This window comes from Actinosynnema sp. NPDC050801 (assembly GCF_040673975.1).
Lineage (GTDB): Bacteria > Actinomycetota > Actinomycetes > Mycobacteriales > Pseudonocardiaceae > Actinosynnema.
In genome coordinates, this window is sequence record NZ_JBFAQZ010000002.1 from 75125 (window position 1) to 95045 (window position 19921).

The following is a 19921-nucleotide window of genomic DNA, read 5'->3' on the forward strand; positions in this document are numbered from 1 at the left end:
GATCGGGTTCGATCGGCGTCAGGCCGGCGCCCGCGTCAGGCGGCGGCGGTCGCGTAGTCCGGCAGGTCGATCCGGTTGGTGACGTCCCTGCCCGCCTTCAGCATGAGGTCGAGCAGGAACCGGTTGCCCAGCAGAGCGTTGCGCATGCGCAACGCGAGACCGCTCGCCGGCGCCAGGAACCTCCCGGTCCGGTCACCTCCCTTCTGACACCGCCGCGCGTAGTCGCGCATGAGGTCCTCGTAGCGCCGGAACGCCGTCACGTGGTCGCCCTTCGCGGCGGCCAGCTCGCCGGCGAGCACGTACGCGCCGACGACGGCGGTGCCCGCGCCCATCCCGCCGATGGTCGCGCCGCACGCGGCGTCGCCGACCAGCGCGACGCGGCCCCGTGACCAGGGTCGGACGTCCACCCGGCTGATCGAGTCGAAGTACAGCTCGGAGGTGTGCTCCAAGGCCGCCAGCAGCCGGGGCGTCTTCCACCCCAGCCCGCCGAACGCGTCGACCAGCAGCGCGCGCTGCCCTGCCACGTCACGCCGGTCGTACTCCAGTCGGGGCGACCGGAAAGCCGCGAACGCGCCCGGCCGGTCCGGGCCGCCACCAGTGGAGACCAACCGCCCCGGCACGTTGTAGTTCAACGACTCCGGCCCGATGTCGAGGTCGTCGGGCAGGTCCCAGCTCGCGACGTAGTAGCCCAGGTGGCGGACGTAGCGCTCCTCCGGGCCGAAGACGAGGTGGCGGACGCCCGAGTGGATGCCGTCGGCACCGATGACCAGGTCGAACGTGCGCTGGTTGCCCGAGGCGAACGTCACGTCGACCCCGTCGGGTGTCTCGGTCAACCCGGTGATCGAGTCGCCGAAGACGTGGTCCACGAGCCCTCGGCCGTGCTCGTGGAGCACCCGTGACAGGTCCGACCGCAACACCTCGACGTCGCCTCCCGCGAAGTCCGCGGGCAGGTGGAGCACCGTGCGCCCGTGCTCGTCGACGAACGTCATCGGGCTGCCGCCGGTCTGGATCCCGCGCAGCCGGTCCAGCACACCCATCCGCTCCAGCACGGTCAGGTGGGTCTCACCGCGGAAGTCCACCGGCGCGCCACCGCCGCGCAGCGCGGGCGCGATCTCCACGACGGTCGACTCAAAGCCGTGCCGCGCCAGCCAGTAGGCCACCGCCGGCCCGGCGACGCCCGCGCCGGAGACCAGGACCTGCTTGTCCGCCATGACAACCCCAAACTGTGTCCATCGGAAGCAATTCTATTTGTGTACCTTAGACACAGTTCTTTGGCGACGGCAACACCGGAGGTGGCGATGGACCTGACGGGCAGCCTCGAACTGCTGTGGGGCGACCGTCCCGGCCCGCGTCGCGGCCCCAAGCCCGCGCTCACCCACGAGCTCATCGCCGGCGCCGGCATCGCGATCGCCGACGCCGAGGGCCTCGCCGCCGTCTCGATGCAACGGGTCGCCGCGGACCTCGGCTTCACCAAGATGTCCCTGTACCGCTACGTGCCCGGCAAGGCGGAACTCATCGCGCTCATGGCCGACCTGGCGATGGGCACGCCGCCCGCCGACCCGGGCGACGGTGACCGGTGCGCTCGGCTGCGCGCGTGGGCGCTGGCGCTGCTGCCCGGTTTCGTGCGGCACCCGTGGGTGCTGGAGGCCACCACGGGTCCGCGCGTCGTCGGACCCAACGAACTGGCCTGGATGGAGTCCGGGCTCGCCCTGCTCGACGGCACGCGGCTGCGCGGCGCGGAGCGGATGGACGTGCTGGCCGTGCTCGCCGGGCACGTGCGCGGCATCGCGCAGCAGGCGGCGACGACACCGGGCGGCGACGTGGGCACGCAGTTCGGCGCGGTCCTGGTCGAGATCGTGCGCGAGCGGGGTGACCGGTACCCCGCGGTCAAGGCCGCGTTGGCCGAGTCGGTGGCGGAGGGCGGTCAGGACCAGGCCCTGGGCTTCGGCCTCGACCTCATCCTCGACGGCCTGCGGGCGCGGATCGCGTCCCGCGACGACCCGACCCCGCGCTGATCGGACGCGTCGCCGACCGGGTGCGGTACTGGTCCGACACCGCACTGATCCAACACAGTCCTGATACACGCCGCGGCCTAGGCTCGGCACGTGGCGACGACGGGTGGTTGGCGGCGGCAGGTCGGCCGGGACGGTGGGCTGCCGCTGTTCCGCGCGGCCGGGATACCGGTGCTGCTCGCGCCCTCGTGGTGGCTCGGCTCGGCGGCCATCGTGGTGCTCTACGCGCCGCTGGTCGGCCGCATCGCACCCGGCACGAGCGGCCTCACCGGCGTGCTCCTCGCCGCCACGTTCGCGGTCTTCCTCGGCCTCTCGGTCCTGGCGCACGAACTCGGCCACAGCCTGGTCGCCCTGCGCCTGGGCCTGCCGGTGCGCCGGCTGCGCCTGTTCCTGCTCGGCGGCGTGTCCGAGGTCATGCGCACCCCGACCCGCCCCGGCCACGAGGGTGCCATCGCCGCGGCCGGCCCGATCGTCTCCATCGTGCTGGCCGGCCTGTTCGCCCTGGCCGCCTCCGCCATCCCGCAGCCCGACGCCGTGTGGCTGCTGATCGCCCAGACCGCGTTCGCCAACGCCGCCGTCGCGGTGTTCAACCTGCTGCCCGGCCTGCCGCTGGACGGCGGCCGGATCCTGCGCGCGGGCGTGTGGGCGGTCACGGGTCGTCGCGCGTCGGGCACGAAGGCCGCCGTGATCGGTGGCGGGGTCGTGGCCGCCCTGCTCGTCGTCTGGGCGGTCTGGGGCGTCCTCGACGGCGCCGAGGACCGCTGGATCCGCTTCGGCGTGTGCCTGCTGACCGCGTGGTTCGTGCTGGCGGGCGCGCGCGGCGAGCTCACCGCCGAGCGCCGCAGCACCTGGCCGGACGGCCTGACGCTGGGCGAACTCGTCCGCCCGGTGCTGCAACTGCCCGCCGAGAGCCCGGTGTCGGGCGCGCTCACCGCGTCCGCCGGCCGGGGCGTGGTGCTGGTCCGCGCGGACGGTGTCGCCGCCGGCCTGCTCGACCGCGAGATGGCGCGCCGGCTGGCCAGCACCTCGCCGCACGCGCCGGCCGAGCAGGCCGCCGTGCCGATCCGGCCGGAGACCGTGCTGCTGGAGAACGAGACCGGCGCCGAGGTGGTGGAGCGCGTGCACGGCACCGCCGCCTGGGAGTACCTGGTCGTCGACCTCGAAGGACGGCCCGCGGGCGTGCTGCGCCGCGAAGACCTCAAGGCCGCGCTGAACCGGCGCTGACCTGCCGGGGCGCTGACCTGCCCGCTTGAACTGCCCGGTGCTGACCCGGCCCCGGGCGCCGACCTACCCGCCGTTGAGCAGCCCGGCCTCCTGCGCCAGGATCGCCGCCTGCACCCGCGACCGCAGGTCCAGCTTCGTCAGCACCCGCGACACGTGGGTCTTCACCGTCGTCTCACCGATGTGCAACTTTCGCCCGATCTGGTGATTCGACAGTCCCTCGCCGAGGCACCGCAGCACCTCCACCTCACGCTCGGTCAACGAGTCCAACCCGGCCGGGCGCGACTTCGGCGCGGTCGAGGCGAACTCCCGCATCACCCGCCGCGTCACGCTCGGCGCGAGTACCCCGTCACCGGCCGCGACCTGCCGCACCGCCTCGACCAGCGCGGGCGCCTCCACCGACTTCAGCAGGAACCCCGCCGCACCGGCCCGCAGCGCGCCGCGCACGTACTCGTCCAGGTCGAACGTGGTCAGCACCAGCACCTCGCACACGCCGCCGAGCTGCCTGGTCGCCTCGATGCCGTCCACCCCGGGCATCCGGATGTCCATCAGCACCAGGTCGGGCCGCAGCCGCGTGGCCAGCCGCACCGCCGCCTCGCCGTCCGCCGCCTCGCCGACCACCTCGACGCCGTCCGCGCCGTCGAGGATCATCACCAGGCCCGCCCGGATCGCCGCGTGGTCGTCGGCCACCACCACCCGGATCACAGCGGGAACTCCGCCCGCACGACCCAGTCGCCGTCGTCCTCCCGGCCCGCGGAGAACGCACCGCCGACCACGTGGGCGCGTTCCGCCATGCTCACCAACCCCGTCCCGATGCCCGTCGGACCGTCGACCGCGCCATTGCGCACCACCACCACCAGCCGTCTGACCTGCCGTTCCAGCACCACCGACGTGCGCGCGCCCGGTGCGTGCTTCAACGCGTTGGTCAACGCCTCCTGCACGATCCGGTATGCCGCGACGTCCACGCCCACCGGCAGCTCGTCCACGTCCGTGCCGCGCAGCTCCACCACCAGCCCGCCCGCCACGGCCGACTCGACCAGCCTGCCCACGTCCGCCAGTCGCACGGTCACCGGCTCGTCCGCCGGTTCGTCCGCCCGCAGCACGTCGATCATCATCCGCATCTCGGTCAACGACCGCACGCTGTTCTCCCGCACCGACTTGAGCACCGTGCGCACCGTCTCCGGGTCGCCCTCGCGCATCGACAGCACCGCCTCGGACTGGATCGCGATGGCGGACAGGTGCCCGGCCACCACGTCGTGCAGGTCGCGGGCCATCCGGTTGCGCTCGGCGTTCACCGCCGCCCGCCGGTCCAGCTCCGCGATCCGGGTGACGTGCTCGGCCCCCTCCCGGTGCTGCCGCACGTTCGTCGCCCACCACACCGGCACCACGAACAGCGAGAACGCCTGCAGGCCGGCGTAGAACGACTGCCGCCAGTCGCCCAGCACCGCGACCGCCACGGTGATGCCGACCGTCAACACCGCCACCGCGCCGACGATCACCCGGTGCAACCTGCGGGAACCGTGCATGGTGGCCATGAACAGCACGTCGATGCACACCATCATCACCGGCATGCTCAGGTCGAAGTACACGTCGACCGCCGTGACCGGGGTGACCACGGCCAGCGCCATCACGGGCGACCTGCGGCGGAACGCCTGGCCGGCGCACGCGACGGCGAGGACCGCCGCCCGGATCGCGAACGGCGTGCGCGCGTCCGGGCCGCCGAGCACGAGGTCCATGCCGAGCCGGTAGAGCAGCACGCCCGCGGCGAAGAAGGCCACCGCGATCAGCACGTCCCGGTGTCCGCGGTGGAGCTGCACCCCGTCATCACAGCACAGCGCCCGGCGCCCGGCGTCCTACGAACTGATGACCCGCGGTGGGTCGGCCCGACGACGCGCCGCGGCCGCCGCGGGCCGCAGGCTTGCCGACGTGGTCGATCCGCTGGTTGTCGTCATCGTCGCGTGCGAGGTCGGGTTCTGGGTCGTGCTGGGCGCGGGGCTGCTGGCCCGGTACGCGTTCAGGATGCGCAGGCTCGGCGCGGCGCTGCTGGTCTGCACGCCCGTCGTGGACGTGGTGCTGCTCGTCGCGACCGTCTTCGACCTGCGCTCGGGGGGTGAGGCCGGGACGGCGCACGGGCTCGCCGCGATCTACCTGGGGGTGAGCGTGGCGTTCGGGCACAGCATGTTGCGGTGGGCGGACCAGCGGGTCGCCCACCGGTTCGCCGGTGGTCCGCCACCGGTCAAGCCGCCGAAGGAGGGCCCGGCGAGGGTCCGCCACGAGTGGCGCGAATGGGTGAAGTTCGCGATCGCGTGGGCCATCGCCTGCTCGGTGATGCTGCTGCTGATGTACGTGGTCGGCACGCCGGAGCGGACGCAGGCGCTGTGGGGGCAGATGCGGGGCATGACGGTCGTCGGCGTCATCTGGCTGCTGGGCTGGCCCGTCTACCACACGGTCACCGAGCTGGCCAAGGGACGTACCGAGAAGATCACTGACAAGGGGGAGTGATGCGTGAGGTCGTCGGGATCATCATGCTGGTGCCGCAGGGGCTGGTGCCCCTGGTGCTGATGGCGCTGGACGTGGACAGCAAGAGCTGGTTCGTGGTGATGCACCTGCCGGCGTGGGCCCGGCTGCCCGCCGCGCTCGGGTTTGTCGTCGTCGGCGCGGCGCTGACCTACTCGGGGATGCGCGCGGCGAAGTCCCGCCGGTAGCCGGGTGAGGCCTCCGTGCGACCATCGTGCGCTGTTGACGCGCGTCCTAGCAGGAGGTTTACCGCGGTGAGCACCGCCAGTGGTCCGTTCCGGCCCGGAGACCGGGTGCAGTTGACCGACCCGAAGGGACGGCACTACACGATCGTGCTCGAACCGGGCAAGGAGTACCACACCCACCGCGGCGCGTTGTCGCACGACAAGCTGATCGGGCAGCCCGAGGGGTCCGTGGTCGTCTCGGTCGGCGGCACGTCGTTCCTGGCGCTGCGGCCCCTGCTGTCGGACTACGTGCTGTCCATGCCGCGCGGGGCGCAGGTGATCTACCCCAAGGACGCCGCCCAGATCGTCATGTACGGCGACGTGTTCCCCGGCGCGCGGGTGCTGGAGGCCGGTGCCGGGTCCGGCGCGCTGACCTGCTCGTTGCTGCGGGCGGTCGGGGAGAAGGGCAGCGTGACGTCGTTCGAGGTCCGCCAGGACCACGCCGACCACGCCATCCGCAACGTCGAGCAGTTCTTCGGCGAGCGGCCGGGCAACTGGTCGTTGACCGTCGCCGACGTGAACGAGCACGAGGGCGAGGTCGACCGGGTCGTGCTGGACATGCTCGCCCCGTGGGACGTGCTGCCCGCCGTGTCCCGCAGCCTGATCCCGGGCGGCGTGCTGGTGGTGTACGTGGCGACCACGACCCAGCTGTCGAAGGTCACCGAGGCGATCCGGGAGCAGCAGCACTGGACCGAGCCGCACGCGTGGGAGACCCTCGTGCGGCCGTGGCACGTGGTGGGCCTGGCGGTGCGCCCGGAGCACCGGATGATCGGGCACACGGCGTTCCTGCTGACCACCCGCAGGCTCGCCGACGGCGTCACCCCGCCCCGGCCGCAGCGGCGTCCGTCCAAGGGCTGACAGGGGCTCTGAACTGCGACAACGGCCCCGCCCGCGAGGTGCGGGGCCGTTGTCGTGGGTGCTCGTCCGTCAACTGGTCGGGCAGGCGACCCAGCCGTCGTCGGTCTTCTTCAACGGCAGCGTGTCGGTGTCGTCCTTGACGTACTCCTTCATGCTGTCGGGCACGCCCTGGAACTTGACCGAGACGGTGGCCGTGGCCTCCGTGTCGCTCTTCTCCTCGACCTTGTCGACGGTCAGGTTGACCTTGATGTTCTTCGCGGCCTCCTGGGCCGCCTCGACCTGCTCCTTGAACTCCGGCGGCAGGTTCTCCAGCTCCTTCTCGAGCTCCGCCGCGAAGGCGCCCGGGTCGGTCGCCTTCTTGATGTCGTCGATCGTGCCGTGCTTCTCGGTGCAGGTCAGCGTCTTGAGCTTGTCGAAGTCCCGGGAGTTGACCGCGGCGACGTAGCTGTCGGCGGCGTCCTTGGCGGTGCCGTTGCCACCGCCGCCCATCACCACGACCAGCACGACCACGACACCGATCACGGCCAGCGCGCCGACACCGCCGAGGATCCACGGCAGGGGGCTCTTCTTCTTCGGCGGCGTGCCGTAGGGATCGCCGAAACCACCCGGTTGGCCGTAACCGGGCTGGTTGAACTGGCCCGGCTGGCCGGGCTGGCCGTACGGCTGCTGGCCGGGACCGGGCTGGCCGGGCTGCCCGTAGCCACCGGGCGGCGTGCCGTAACCGGGCTGCTGCCCACCCTGTGGGAAGCCCTGACCAGGCGGCGGGTATCCGCCGGGCTGCTGGCCGTACCCCGGCTGCTGGCCGAATTGGCCTGGTTGCTGGCCAAATTGACCCGGCTGCTGACCGTAGGGACCCGGCTGCTGCGGCGGGACGGACATCACGTTCTCCTAGAACTTTCCGCTGGTGGCAGTGGACACTGCCCGGACCACTCACGTGGGACTCGTACTGGACGCACGGTAGCGGGTGGGAGGTCCCGGCAGACACCGGTATGGAGCAGTTCGTCCGGCCGAGCGGGCGGTAAGTGTGATCACACGACGCCCGGAACGCGCTGGGTGTCGGCTTTTGTCGGTGATCGCCGGTACCGTTGTGGGACGAACACGGGAGGAGGGTGCCGACATGCAGCACGGTCATCCCGGCAGCCAGCCCGATGAGGGCGGCGAGCTGAACAAAAGCAACAACCCTGGTGAGCTGACTGCGCAGATCCGGTTCCTCGAGGACGAGATCGCGTTGCTGCGCCGCAAGTTGACGGAATCCCCACGACACGTCCGGTTGCTGGAGCAGCGGTTGGCCGAGGCGACGGAGCGCGTCAGCCAACTGACCGAGCGCAACACGAAGCTCATCGACACCCTTCGAGAAGCGCGCAGCCAGCTGCTCGCGCTGCGCGAGGAAGTGGACCGCCTCGCGCAACCGCCCAGCGGTTACGGCGTCTTCCTGGCCAGGTTCGAGGACGGCACGGTGGACGTGTTCACCTCCGGCCGTCGCATGCGGGTCTCGGTATCGCCCGCGGTCGAGACGTCGTCGCTGGTCCTGGGCCAGTCGGTGCGCCTGAACGAGGCGTTGACCGTGGTCGAGGGCGGCGACTTCGAGCGCATCGGCGAGGTCTGCACGCTGCGCGAGGTGCTGCTGTCCGAGACCGCCGACAGCTCCATCGGCCGGGCCCTGGTCGTGGGCCACGCCGACGAGGAGCGGGTGGTCTGGCTGGCCCAGCCGCTGATGGACTCGCCGCTCAAGGCGGGCGACTCGCTGCTGGTCGACTCGAAGGCGGGCTTCGCCTACGAGCGCGTGCCGAAGGCCGAGGTCGAGGACCTGGTGCTGGAAGAGGTGCCCGACGTCAAGTACGAGGACATCGGCGGCCTGTTCCGGCAGATCGAGCAGATCCGCGACGCCGTGGAGCTGCCGTTCCTGCACGCCGACCTGTTCCGCGAGTACAAGCTGCGCCCGCCCAAGGGCGTGCTGCTGTACGGCCCTCCCGGCTGCGGTAAGACGCTCATCGCGAAAGCGGTGGCGAACTCCCTGGCCAAGCAGGTCCACGCCGCCCGCGGCGAGGACCACCGCGAAGCCAAGAGCTACTTCCTCAACATCAAGGGCCCCGAGCTGCTCAACAAGTTCGTGGGCGAGACCGAGCGGCACATCCGGCTGATCTTCCAGCGGGCCAGGGAGAAGGCCTCCGAGGGCACCCCGGTGATCGTGTTCTTCGACGAGATGGACTCGATCTTCCGCACCCGCGGCAGCGGCGTGTCCTCCGACGTCGAGACCACGATCGTGCCCCAGCTCCTCAGCGAGATCGACGGCGTCGAGGGCCTGGAGAACGTGATCGTGATCGGCGCCTCCAACCGCGAGGACATGATCGACCCGGCGATCCTGCGGCCGGGCCGGCTCGACGTCAAGATCAAGATCGAGCGTCCGGACGCCGAAGGCGCGAAGGACATCTTCAACAAGTACCTCACGCCCGACCTGCCGATCCACGCCGACGACCTCGCCGAGTTCGGCGGCGACCCGGTGGCCTGCATCGACGGCATGGTGCAGCACACGGTCGAGCGGATGTACGAGGAGTCCGAGGAGAACCGGTTCCTGGAGGTCACCTACGCCAACGGTGACAAGGAGGTCCTGTACTTCCGGGACTTCAACTCCGGCGCCATGATCCAGAACATCGTCGACCGCGCGAAGAAGGCGGCCATCAAGAGCCTGCTGGACACCAAGCAGCCGGGCTTGTCGGTGCGCCACCTGCTGGACGCGATCGTGGACGAGTTCGCCGAGAACGAGGACCTGCCCAACACGACCAACCCGGACGACTGGGCCAGGATCTCGGGCAAGAAGGGCGAGCGGATCGTCTACATCCGCACGCTCGTGACCGGCAAGAACCAGGAGTCGGGTCGGGCGATCGACACGGCGACCAACACCGGTCAGTACCTGTAGCACCCGCAGCTCCACCGTCGGAACCCGCCTGGAGGACCCGTCCGGCCACCGCGCCGGACGGGTCCTCCGCGTTCCAGGTCCTCCGCGTTCCAGGTCCTCCGCGTTCCAGGGTCTGCTCGGTCGCGGGTCAGGCGCAGACGCCCTCGTCCCGGCCGTCGACCAGGAGGTCCCGCAGCGTGACCGACCCGTCGAGGTGGTGCAGCGCGAGCCGCCGCCCGGTCGGATCGGCGATCAGCGGCGTTCCGGCGGTCGTGAGCGGCAGGCCGAGGGGGATCACCCCGATCCGCTCCCGGCGCCCAGGGTCAGCGGAGCGCCCAGCATGTCGCCCGTGGCGGTATCCCACCTGGTCAGCACGCCGTCGCAGGCCACGACCAGCTCCGAGCCGACGACCGGGACCATCGACAGGGTCGACCGCGCCTCGTCGCACGGACCTCCGGGTTCCGGCGTGGCGGGCAGGTCGAGCCGCCGTTCCACCGTCAGATCGGGCGGCGAGCACACCGTCACGGCGCCCTCGGCGAACGCCGTCCTCGACCAGCGGCGGCGTGCCGTCCAGCAGTACGGGGATCACGCGCAGGCCCTGTGCGAACGCCTGGCGACCTGGCAGAGCCGGTGCGGCGGCGGAAGACCGCGATCGGGTGCCGGTCGTCAGGAGCGGGCGGTGACCAGGCCGGACTCGTAGGCGGCGATCACCAGCTGTGCCCGGTCGCGGGCCTGGAGCTTGTGCAGCAGGCGACCGATGTGGGTCTTCACCGTGCCGACCGACAGGTGCAGCTCGTCCATGATCTCGGCGTTGGAGTAGCCGCGCGCGATCAGCAGCAGCACCTCCTGCTCACGTTCCGTGATCGCGTCGAGGCGGACGGCACGCGGTGGGGGTGTTCGGGAGAACTCGGCCACCAGCCGGCGCGTCACGGAGGGCGACAGCAGGGCGTCGCCGGCGGCCACCACGCGGATCGCGGCCAGCAGGTCGGCCGGGGGAGTGTCCTTCAGCAGGAACCCGCTCGCGCCGGCCCGCAGCGCCGAGTACACGTACTCGTCCAGGTCGAACGTGGTCAGGATCAGCACCCGGGCGTCGGAGAACGAGCTGATCCGGCGGGTGGCGGCGATACCGTCGACGCCCGGCATCCGCACGTCCATCAGCACCACGTCCGGCGACGTCGACCGCACCACGGACACCGCCTCGGCGCCGTCACCGGCCTCGCCGACCACCCGCAGGTCGGGCGCCGAGTCCACGAGCACCTGGAAGCTGCCGCGCAGCAGCGCCTGGTCGTCCACGATCACCACGTCGATCACGACAGCGGCACCTCGGCGCGCACCGCGAAGCCCCCACCGGCCAGCGGGCCGGCGGAGAACGTCCCGCCGTAGACCGCCACCCGTTCCCTCATCCCGATCAACCCGTGCCCCCCGCCGCCACCGGCCAACACCCGTTCACCGGGTCCGTCGTCGACCACCCGGACCTCCACCGCATCGTCCCCGACGGCGATCGACACCTCGCAGGCGGCCGGCGCCGCGTGCTTCACCACGTTGGTCACCGACTCCTGCACGATGCGGTACACGGTGAGCCCCAGCCCGTCGGGCAGCGAACCGGACACCGACAGCGACACGTCCACGCCGGCCATCGACGCCCGCGACACCAGTTCGGGCAGGTCGTCCATCCCGGGCATGGGTGCCAGGTCGGCCTCCGCGTTCTCGGACCGCAGCACGCCCAGCAGCCGCCGCATCTCGACCAGGGTGCCGCGGGACGTCGTCTCGATGATCCGCAACGCCTCCTGGGCCTGCTCGGGCTGCGTCGGCGCGACGTGGGCGGCGACGCCTGCCTTGACCGTGATCAGGCTCAGGCTGTGCGCCACCACGTCGTGCAGCTCGCGGGCGATGCGCATGCGCTCCTCGGCGACGGCCTTGGTCGACGCCTCCGCGGCCCGGCGGGCCTCGTAGGCCCGGCGGATCCGCGTGGCGCGCCCCAACGCCCACGCGGCACCCACGACCAGCGTGAGGAACACGCACAACCCGAGGGACTCCGGCCACGGCTCACTGGCGAGCACCGCGACCCACGCCGTGCCGAGCGCGGTGGCCAGCGCGCCCACGGCCACCCGCTGCGAGCAGACCGAAGCCACCATGTAGATGGCGAATGCCGTCGCGCTGTAGGGCTCGAGCGTGATGTGGGTGATCGTGGCGACGTTCTGCGCCGCCAGGACGAGTCCCAGCGTGAGCAAGGGGCGTTTGCGGCGCAGCGCCAACGGCGCCCCGACCAGCACGGCCACCGGGTACCCCAGCCACGCCGGCACGTCGCTCATCCGGGCGAAATCCAGGTACACCATGACCAGCACGACGGCGGCGGCCCCGTCCAGCACGTACAGGTAGGCGATCGGCAGCATCCGCAGGACTCGCGACATCACGATCGGCACGGTAATCGGCCGGGCCGCCCGCGGCGTCGGACCACGGTCCGATCCGGAATCACAGACCTCGGTCCGATTCGCCCCGCGCCCCGCCCCGGCAAGCTCCAACCCATGATCGAAGTAAGGCAGCTGACCAAGCGCTACCGGGCCACCCGGGCCGTGGACGGCCTCTCGTTCGAGGTGAAGCCCGGCTACGTCGCGGGCTTCCTCGGCCCCAACGGCGCGGGCAAGTCCACCACCATGAGGGCGATCCTCGGCCTGGACCGGCCGACCAGCGGCGAGGCGCTCGTCGACGGCCGCCGGTACGCCGACCTCCGCCGTCCCATGCACCACGTCGGCGCGCTGATCGACGCGGGCGCGGTGCACGGCGGTCGGTCGGCCTACGACCACCTCCGCGTGCTGGCGCGCAGCAACGGCATCAAGGACACCCGGGTCGTGGCGACCTTGGAGCAGGTGGGTCTGGCGGGCGTGGCGAAGAGACGGGTGGGATCGCTGTCGCTGGGCATGAAGCAGCGCCTCGGCGTGGCGGCGGCCCTGCTCGGCGATCCCGGCGTGCTGCTGTTCGACGAGCCGGTGAACGGCCTCGACCCGGAGGGCATCCGGTGGATCCGCCACCTCATGCGCGGCCTGGCCCGCGAGGGCCGCACGGTGCTGGTGTCCAGCCACCTGATGAGCGAGATGGCCCTGACCGCCGACCGGGTCATCGTGATCGGCCGCGGCAGGCTGATCCTGGAGTCGTCCATGCAGGACCTGCAGGAGAAGTTCCGGACGGACGTCCTCGTCCGCTCGCCCACGCCGGACGCCCTGGTGTCCGTCCTGACCGCCGCCGGCGCCAGCACCCGGTCGGAGGACGGCGCGCTGCTCGTGCAGGGGCTCGACGCCCCCGAGATCGCCGACCTGGCCGCCCTCAACGGCATCCGCGTCCACGAGCTGACCCCGCGCAGCGCGTCGCTGGAGGACGCCTACCTGGAGTTGACCGAGGAGAGCGTCGAGTACCGGACCAAGGAGACCGCACGATGACCGACCTGCTGAACTCGGAGTGGCTGAAGCTCCGCTCCGTCCGCTCGACCACCTACATCCTGCTGGCCATCACGGCGGCCCTGCTGGGCGGCGTGCTGGTGTCGTTCCTGATGACGGCCGACTGGGACACCTCGCCACCGGACCTGCAGCAGAAGTTCGGCTCGGCGGACCCTGGCATGCTGGTCGTGCCGTTCACCCAGTTCTGCCTGGGCGTGCTGGGTGCCATGGCGATCACCTCGGAGTACGGCACCGGCATGATCCGCACCGCGCTGGTCTCCGTGCCCCAGCGCAAGGCCTTCCTCGTGGCCAAGACACTCGTGGTGGCCGGCGCGTCCCTGGCCATCGCCCTGATGGCCACCCTGCTGGCCTACCAGGCGGGCGAGTGGATCACCGGCGACCGCCCGCGGCCGATCTCGGCCTACGACTCGTTCGCCGACGCCCTGCCGGGGCTGCTGGCGAACACCGCGTCGATGGTCCTGCTGGCGTTGGTGGGAATGGGCCTGGGCTTCCTGCTCCGCTCCACGGCCGGCGCACTGGTCTCGCTCTGCGCCCTGCTGTTCGTCCTCCCGACCCTGACCCTCGTCCTACCGGAACCGTGGAACGAACGCGCGTACTCCGTCATGCTGCCCGTGCTCGCCCCCCAGCTGTCGGGCGATATCACCAACCCCCTGCTGTCCCCGCTGGGCGCCGCCCTGACGATGGTCGCCTACCTGATCGCCGCCGTGGGCGCCGGCACGATCGCCCTGCTCCGCCGCGACGCCTGAGCCGTCTCCACCCACCTCGCCAACGTGTGGCCTCTGGGGCCTGGCTGGGTCGCCCGGCTGGGTCGTCCGGCTGGGTCGTCCGGCTGGGTCGCTCTGCTGGATCGCTCTGCCGGGTCGCGTCGTGCGAACCCTCACTGCGGGCTGGCCGGTCGTGGAGCCGGGGTCCAGGCAGAGATGCTCGGGCGCCATCGCGCGGGTTTCCTTGCTACCGCTGGTTGTCGGGGCGGTCGCTCCGTGGGGCCGTCACGTCGGGGCGATCGCCCTCGCGCGCATCCTGCTGTCGTGGCCGGATTCGCGGTCCGGCGGGTCGCGTTCATACCAAGGAGTGACCTTTGTGGCCACGGTGGACGGCTGGTGGCGTCGGTGGTTCGCCAACGAGCCGAACGGCGTGTCTTGGGCGCGGGTCAAGGTCTACATCGAGCACGTTCTCCGGGGCGACCGTGCTGGAGCCAGCGCCCGGGTGCACGACCGCATCCGCACGGTCGACGACGTCCCGACCGGCTGACCCCCGGTCCCGTCACGGTGATCACGATGACCGGCGGCCCGCGAAGCCGCCGGTTACCGTGTCGGGCGTGTCCGACTTCGCCCTAGGCCTGGCCGCCCTCGGCCGCCCCGCGTACATCAACCTCGGCCGCGAGCACGCCCTGCCCGACCACCGCGACGTGGACGCCATGCGCGCGCAGTGCCACACCGTGCTGGACGCCGCCTACGCGGCGGGCGTGCGCCGGGTGGACGCGGCCCGGTCCTACGGCCGCGCGGAGGAGTTCCTGGCCCAGTGGCTGGCCGAGCGCGGCCACCAGGACGTGCAGGTGTCCAGCAAGTGGGGTTACGCCTACGTCGCCGACTGGCGGCGCGACGCGACCACGCACGAGGTGAAGGAGCACTCGCTCGACCGGTTCACCCGGCAGTGGCGGGAGACCGAGGCGCTGCTGGGGCCGCACGTCGGCCTCTACGACGTGCACTCGCTGACGTCGGACAGCCCGCTGTTCGGCGACCCGGACCTGCTCCTCGCCCTGGGCGGGCTGCGGGATTCGGGTGTCCGCCTCGGTTTCTCCACCTCCGGCCCGCGCCAGGGCGAGACGGTGCGGCGCGCGTTGGAGCTCACGGTCGAGGGGCGGCGCCTGTTCGAGAGCGTCCAGTCCACCTGGAACGTCCTGGAGACCTCGGTGGGCCCCGCGCTGGCGTTCGCCAAGGAGTCCGGCGCGGAGGTGTTCGTCAAGGAGGGCCTGGCCAACGGCAGGCTCGCGGTCGACCCGCCGCCGCGGGTGCGCGACCTGGCCGACCGGCACGGTGTCGGCCCGGACGCCATCGCGCTGGCCGCCGTGCGCGCCCAACCGTGGGCCGACGTCGTGCTCTCCGGCGCGGCGAGCCCGCGACAACTGCACGCCAACCTCATGGCACGCGACGTCGACCTGACCCCCGACGAGCTCGCCGACTGCGCCGAGCCCGCCGAGCGGTACTGGGCTACCCGGGCGTCCCTGGCTTGGGATTGAGCCTGACCCGGCCCGAGTCGAGGTCGACCGGCCCGCGCGGTGGCGCGCCCGACTCCTCGTCCTCGCCCAGCATCCGCGTCACCTGGCGCTGTTGCAGCTCGATGTGCTTGCCGCCCTGGAACACGGTGGTGAACTCCTCGAACGCGGTCGCGGACACGACCGGCTGACCCTGGCGCCGACGCGCCCACCGCAGCAGGCGCTCCGCGGTCGCGAGGCCGACCAGCAGCACGGCCAGGCCTGGGATCGACATCGCGAACACCATGCCCATGTGGTCCTCCTCCGGCCGGCCACCTGCTGAACGCGCGCGACCGGGCGAATGGTTCCGGACCGGCCGCGCCAAGATCCTCCCCAGGTCGTACCGGCCCGTGCTACCCCGGACCGACGCCTGCCGACGTCGTCGCTTCCTACCGTCGTGGCGTTCGCGTCACGAGGAGGAGTTGTGCCCACATCCCTGCGGCTCGCGGTCGCCGAGTTCCGCAACCGACCCGGCCGCGCCGTGCTGCCCGGTGTCGCCCTGGTGGTCGGCGTCGCGTGCCTGCTGGCCGCCCTGATGCTCAGCGACGCCATGGTCCGCGCCACCGACGAGGGCGCGCCCACCGTGCCCGCAGGGGTCGACCTCGTCGTCCGCCCACCGGTCCGCGGCGACACCGCGGACCTCGACCAGGCGACCGCCGACCGGGTGGCGCAGGCCGCCGGGGTGACGCTGGCGCAACCGATCCGCGAGGTCCGCGCCGACCTGCTGCTCGACGGCGGACGGGCGAACGACCGCCGGGCCACCGCCGACATCGAACCGGACCGCGCCGACCTGCACCGCGTGCCGATCCTGGAGGGCCGCTCGCCCGGCCCGGACGGCGAGATCGCGGTCGACCGGGTCACCGCCTACGAGCACGGCCTCATGCCGGGCACGTCGGTCAAGCTCGCCGACGCGGCGGGCAAGCCGGTGGACGTGGTGGTCCGGGGCATCACCAAGCGCGGCTCGCTCGGCGAGGAGCCGCTGATCGTGGTCGGCGAGCGCCTGGCCGCCAAGCTCGGCGGCACGCCCCGGGTCGAGGCGATCTACGTCCTCGGCGGCGACCGGGCCGCCGTCGCGCAGGCCGCGGGCGGGAACTTCCGGGTGGACACCAAGGCGGCGATCGCCGCGGAACCGCCCAACAACGACCTGGCGGCCGTGCTGCTGCCGTTCAGCATCCTGGCGCTGGCCACGTCCGTCTTCGTCGCCTCCGCCACCTACCGCGCCGTCTACGCGCAACGCCAGCGGCACACCGCCCTGCTGCGCTGCCTCGGCGCGCACCGAGGCCCGCTGGTCTGGGCGAACCTCCTCGAAGCACTCGTCACCGGCGTCGCCGCGGGTGCGGTCGGCGCGGTGCTCGGCGGGTCGGTGGCGTGGCTGCTGGCCAGGCTGTTCGACGGCACCGGCCTGTCCGCGCTGCTCGGCGCGGTGGAGCTGAGCCCCTCGCTGCTGCCCACGGTCGGCCAGCTCGTCATCGGCGTCGTCACCGCCGCCACGCTCAGCGCGTTCGCCGCGGTCCGGCCCGCGCTGGCCGCCGCACGCATCTCGCCGCTCGCCGCACTGCGGACGTCCGAAGGCCAGACACCGGACCAGGCCGTGGTGCGCCGTCGGCGGATCTTCGGCATCGTGCTGGTCGCCACCGCGGCGGCCATGGGTGCGCTGGCGGTGCTCACGGGGCCGTCGCTGGCGGCGATCTTCCTGGTCCTGTTCTCCGGCATCACCGCCGTGTTCGGCCTGTTCGGCGTGCTCGGGCCGGTCGTGGTGCCCGCGCTGGGCCGGATCTTCGGCTCGGTGGCGAGCCGCTTCGGAGGCGCGCAGTGGAAGCTGGCCGCGGCCGAGGTGCGGCGGGTGCCGCAGCGGTCCGCGTCGGTGGCGATGCCGCTGCTCCTGGCCGCCGCCATGGTCACCTTCTTCGCCGTCACGGTGGGTTCGGCACAGCGCATGGAGGACGAGTTCAGCAACGAGCCGCAGCCCGACGCCGTGGTGGCGGACGCCGGCGGCCGGGCGCTCGCCGGCGGCGTCGGCGCGGCGGCCAACCGGCCCGAGGCGGCCGGCACGGTCGTCGTGCACGGCCTCGACGTCGAGCAGGCGGACGCGGACGGCGACACGTTCCCGACGCAGGTCGTCGGCGCCGACCCCGACCGCATGCGCGAGTGGCTGACCAGGCAGAACGTGAACGCCGCCGACTTCACCCACGGCACCGTGCTGCTCAACGAGTGGTACGCCGAGCGGTTCGGCGCGCAACGGGGCCGGCCGTTCACCGTGGAGGGGTTGCCCGGCGGGCCGCGCACGGCCACGGTCGTCGGCACGTTCACCGGCTCGCTGCTCGACGACGCCGACGTGGTGCTGCCCGACCCCGACCTGGCGCCACCGTCGAAGGTGCTGGTGACGCTCAAGCCCGGCGCGGACCCGGCCGCCTACCAGGCGGGGGTGCGGGCGGCCCTGGCCGACTCACCCACCGTTCTGGTGAACACCAAGGCCGAGACCAGCGCGCAGAACCAGCGCTACCTCGACCTGGGGATGGTGATGCTGATGGTGCTGCTGGGGCTGTCCGTCGCGGTCGCGGTGACCGGCATCGGGACCGCGTTGACGATCTCCGTGCAGGAACGGCGCAAGGAGCTGGCACTGCGGCGCGCGCTCGGCGTGACCAAGGGCGGGCTGCAAGGCGGCGTGGTGGCCGAAGCGGTGCTGTTGGCGCTGGTCGGAGTGCTGGGCGGCGGTCTGTTCGGCCTCCTCTACGCCGAGCTGACGTTGGCCGCGCTCGGGGTGTTCATGTGGCCGACCGCGGCCGTGGCGCCGTTGCTGTTCGGTGGCGCGGGCGTGGTGGTCCTCGCGGTGCTCGCGGCGTTCGGTCCGGCCCGCGGCGCGTCGCGGATCAGGCCCGCCGCCGGACTCGCCGCCGGCTGAAACGTGACCCGGGTTCCGGCGGTGTGCCGGTGGAAGGTCGTAGTCTGCGTACATGCGGCGGATCATGGGAACCGAAGTCGAGTACGGCATCTCGGTGCCGGGTGACGCCACGGCGAACCCGGTGCTCACCTCGACACAGGTCGTGCTGGCGTACGCGGCGGCCGCCGACATACCGCGGGCACGCCGGGCGCGCTGGGACTACGAGGTCGAATCGCCGCTGCGCGACGCGCGCGGCTTCGACCTCGGCACGCCCGGCGGCCACCCCGGCGACAGCGACGTCGAGGACCTGGGCGCGGCCAACGTCATCCTCACCAACGGCGCGCGCCTGTACGTCGACCACGCGCACCCGGAGTACTCCGCGCCCGAGGTCACCAACGCGCGTGACGCGGTGATCTGGGACAAGGCGGGGGAGCGGGTGATGGAGGAGGCCGCGATGCGCGCGGCCACCGTCCCCGGTCAGCCCCGGCTCCAGCTGTACAAGAACAACGTCGACGGCAAGGGCGCCAGCTACGGCACCCACGAGAACTACCTGATGCAGCGCAGCACGCCGTTCACCGCGGTGATCTCCGGGCTCACGCCGTTCTTCGCGTCCCGCCAGGTCGTGGTCGGCTCCGGCCGCGTCGGCATCGGCTCGGCGGGCGAGGAGGCCGGCTACCAGCTGTCCCAGCGCTCCGACTACATCGAGGTCGAGGTCGGGCTGGAGACCACGCTCAAGCGCGGCATCATCAACACCCGCGACGAGCCGCACGCCGACGCGGACAAGTACCGCCGGCTGCACGTGATCATCGGTGACGCGAACCTCGCCGAGTACTCCACCTACATCAAGTGCGGCTCCACGTCGCTGGTGCTGGACATGATCGAGGCCGGCCGCCGGTTCGACGACCTGCGGCTGCAGGAGCCCGTCCGGGCGGTGCACCAGATCAGCCACGACCCGACGCTCAAGGTGAAGGTCGAGCTGTCCAACGGGCGCAAGTTCACCGGGCTGGACCTGCAGTTCGCCTACTACGAGCGCGCCTCCGCGTTCGTCGAGCAGGAGGGCTACGGCGACCGGGACGTGCTGCGCGTGTGGGGCGAGGTGCTCGACGCGCTGGCCCGCGACCCGCAGGAGTGCGCCGACCGGCTCGACTGGGTGGCGAAGCTGCGGTTGCTCGAAGGTTATCGCGCCCGCGACGGCCTGGCCTGGGGCTCGCCCCGGCTGTCGCTGGTCGACCTGCAGTACTCCGACGTGCGGCTCGACAAGGGCCTGTACAACCGGCTGGTGGCGCGCGGCTCGATGAAACGCCTGGTCAGCGAGGAGGAGGTGCGCGCGGCCATCCTCGCGCCGCCGGAGGACACCCGCGCCTACTTCCGCGGCCGCTGCCTGGAGCGCTACCCCACTTCGGTGGCCGCCGCATCGTGGGATTCGGTGATCTTCGACCTCGGCCGGGAATCACTCGTCCGGATCCCCACCCTCGAACCACTGCGCGGCACGAAAGCGCACGTCGGAGCCCTGCTGGAGGCCTCGGACACGGCCGAGCAACTGGTGGAGGCGCTGACCCGGGGCTGATCAACAGACCCGAGTGGCAGGCGCAGGATGTCGTACCTG

21 protein-coding genes are annotated in these 19921 nt (G+C 72.1%); 12 read left to right on the forward strand and 9 right to left on the reverse strand.

From position 1 onward, the window contains the following. Positions 1-35: 35 nt before the first annotated feature. Positions 36-1211, reverse strand: coding sequence for an FAD-dependent monooxygenase (locus tag AB0K14_RS05220; RefSeq protein WP_360447658.1), 1176 nt, complete (start codon positions 1209-1211; stop codon positions 36-38). Positions 1212-1298: 87 nt separating this feature from the next. Between AB0K14_RS05220 and AB0K14_RS05225 the strand changes: the two genes are divergently transcribed. Further along, the gene (locus AB0K14_RS05225; RefSeq protein WP_360447660.1) at positions 1299-2015 is read left to right on the forward strand and encodes a TetR/AcrR family transcriptional regulator C-terminal domain-containing protein; all 717 of its coding nucleotides are present in this window, start codon (positions 1299-1301) and stop codon (positions 2013-2015) included. A 90-nt stretch (positions 2016-2105) separates the two neighbouring features. Beyond that, the gene (locus AB0K14_RS05230) at positions 2106-3236 is read left to right on the forward strand and encodes a site-2 protease family protein (protein ID WP_360447662.1); all 1131 of its coding nucleotides are present in this window, start codon (positions 2106-2108) and stop codon (positions 3234-3236) included. 63 nt (positions 3237-3299) lie between these two features. On the opposite strand, the gene AB0K14_RS05235 is transcribed toward AB0K14_RS05230, so the two are convergent. Both AB0K14_RS05235 and AB0K14_RS05240 read right to left on the reverse strand, forming a co-directional pair. Then, positions 3300-3938, reverse strand: a complete 639-nt coding sequence (locus AB0K14_RS05235; RefSeq protein ID WP_360447664.1) for a response regulator transcription factor — start codon at positions 3936-3938, stop codon at positions 3300-3302. Further along, a complete protein-coding gene (locus AB0K14_RS05240; RefSeq protein ID WP_360447666.1) occupies positions 3935-5050 on the reverse strand; it encodes a histidine kinase in 1116 nt (371 codons plus the stop codon). Before AB0K14_RS05240 ends, AB0K14_RS05235 begins: the two co-directional genes overlap by 4 nt. Positions 5051-5159: 109 nt before the next feature. Between AB0K14_RS05240 and AB0K14_RS05245 the strand changes: the two genes are divergently transcribed. The 3 genes from AB0K14_RS05245 (at position 5160) to AB0K14_RS05255 (ending at position 6832) form a co-directional block, all read left to right on the forward strand. After that, positions 5160-5735 (forward strand): hypothetical protein, encoded by a 576-nt coding sequence (locus AB0K14_RS05245; RefSeq protein WP_360447668.1) that lies wholly within the window; start codon positions 5160-5162, stop codon positions 5733-5735. Then, the gene (locus AB0K14_RS05250; protein ID WP_360447670.1) at positions 5735-5938 is read left to right on the forward strand and encodes a hypothetical protein; all 204 of its coding nucleotides are present in this window, start codon (positions 5735-5737) and stop codon (positions 5936-5938) included. The genes AB0K14_RS05245 and AB0K14_RS05250 overlap by 1 nt, the downstream gene beginning before the upstream one ends. Positions 5939-6004: 66 nt before the next feature. Next, complete coding sequence (locus AB0K14_RS05255) at positions 6005-6832, forward strand: tRNA (adenine-N1)-methyltransferase (RefSeq protein WP_360447672.1); 828 nt, start codon at positions 6005-6007, stop codon at positions 6830-6832. A 69-nt stretch (positions 6833-6901) separates the two neighbouring features. Here the strand turns inward: AB0K14_RS05255 and AB0K14_RS05260 are convergent, their stop codons facing one another. Further along, a complete protein-coding gene (locus AB0K14_RS05260) occupies positions 6902-7711 on the reverse strand; it encodes a hypothetical protein (RefSeq protein WP_360447674.1) in 810 nt (269 codons plus the stop codon). A 238-nt stretch (positions 7712-7949) separates the two neighbouring features. Here AB0K14_RS05260 and arc point away from each other — a divergent pair, with 238 nt between their 5' ends. Then, on the forward strand, positions 7950-9749 hold the full coding sequence (arc, locus tag AB0K14_RS05265) for a proteasome ATPase (RefSeq protein ID WP_360447676.1): 1800 nt from the start codon (positions 7950-7952) through the stop codon (positions 9747-9749). A 127-nt stretch (positions 9750-9876) separates the two neighbouring features. Here arc and AB0K14_RS05270 read toward each other — a convergent pair whose 3' ends face one another. The 4 genes from AB0K14_RS05270 to AB0K14_RS05285 all read right to left on the reverse strand — a co-directional run bounded on the left by AB0K14_RS05270 (position 9877) and on the right by AB0K14_RS05285 (position 12139). After that, positions 9877-10026 (reverse strand): hypothetical protein, encoded by a 150-nt coding sequence (locus AB0K14_RS05270; protein WP_360447678.1) that lies wholly within the window; start codon positions 10024-10026, stop codon positions 9877-9879. Continuing rightward, on the reverse strand, positions 10023-10223 hold the full coding sequence (locus tag AB0K14_RS05275) for a hypothetical protein (RefSeq protein WP_360447680.1): 201 nt from the start codon (positions 10221-10223) through the stop codon (positions 10023-10025). Before AB0K14_RS05275 ends, AB0K14_RS05270 begins: the two co-directional genes overlap by 4 nt. Positions 10224-10394: 171 nt before the next feature. Continuing rightward, on the reverse strand, positions 10395-11039 hold the full coding sequence (locus tag AB0K14_RS05280; protein ID WP_360447682.1) for a response regulator transcription factor: 645 nt from the start codon (positions 11037-11039) through the stop codon (positions 10395-10397). Then, the gene (locus AB0K14_RS05285; RefSeq protein ID WP_360448234.1) at positions 11036-12139 is read right to left on the reverse strand and encodes a histidine kinase; all 1104 of its coding nucleotides are present in this window, start codon (positions 12137-12139) and stop codon (positions 11036-11038) included. The genes AB0K14_RS05280 and AB0K14_RS05285 overlap by 4 nt, the downstream gene beginning before the upstream one ends. Positions 12140-12253: 114 nt before the next feature. Here AB0K14_RS05285 and AB0K14_RS05290 point away from each other — a divergent pair, with 114 nt between their 5' ends. From AB0K14_RS05290 to AB0K14_RS05305, 4 genes are all read left to right on the forward strand, one after another. Next, a complete protein-coding gene (locus tag AB0K14_RS05290; protein WP_360447684.1) occupies positions 12254-13162 on the forward strand; it encodes an ATP-binding cassette domain-containing protein in 909 nt (302 codons plus the stop codon). Beyond that, positions 13159-13926 carry an ABC transporter permease gene (locus AB0K14_RS05295; protein ID WP_360447686.1) on the forward strand — a complete coding sequence of 256 codons (768 nt, stop codon included), beginning with the start codon at positions 13159-13161 and terminating at the stop codon, positions 13924-13926. The genes AB0K14_RS05290 and AB0K14_RS05295 overlap by 4 nt, the downstream gene beginning before the upstream one ends. A gap of 334 nt (positions 13927-14260) precedes the next feature. Further along, positions 14261-14431 carry a hypothetical protein gene (locus AB0K14_RS05300; RefSeq protein WP_360447688.1) on the forward strand — a complete coding sequence of 57 codons (171 nt, stop codon included), beginning with the start codon at positions 14261-14263 and terminating at the stop codon, positions 14429-14431. A 67-nt stretch (positions 14432-14498) separates the two neighbouring features. Further along, the gene (locus tag AB0K14_RS05305) at positions 14499-15419 is read left to right on the forward strand and encodes an aldo/keto reductase (RefSeq protein WP_360447690.1); all 921 of its coding nucleotides are present in this window, start codon (positions 14499-14501) and stop codon (positions 15417-15419) included. Here AB0K14_RS05305 and AB0K14_RS05310 read toward each other — a convergent pair. Next, positions 15391-15687, reverse strand: coding sequence for a DUF6191 domain-containing protein (locus AB0K14_RS05310; RefSeq protein WP_360447692.1), 297 nt, complete (start codon positions 15685-15687; stop codon positions 15391-15393). The two genes, AB0K14_RS05305 and AB0K14_RS05310, sit on opposite strands and share 29 nt — an antisense overlap. Positions 15688-15858: 171 nt before the next feature. Here AB0K14_RS05310 and AB0K14_RS05315 point away from each other — a divergent pair, with 171 nt between their 5' ends. Then, a complete protein-coding gene (locus AB0K14_RS05315) occupies positions 15859-18336 on the forward strand; it encodes an FtsX-like permease family protein (protein WP_360447694.1) in 2478 nt (825 codons plus the stop codon). A 52-nt stretch (positions 18337-18388) separates the two neighbouring features. Then, positions 18389-19882: a depupylase/deamidase Dop gene (gene dop, locus AB0K14_RS05320; RefSeq protein ID WP_360447696.1), complete on the forward strand. Its 1494-nt coding sequence runs from the start codon at positions 18389-18391 to the stop codon at positions 19880-19882. Positions 19883-19921 lie beyond the last annotated feature (39 nt).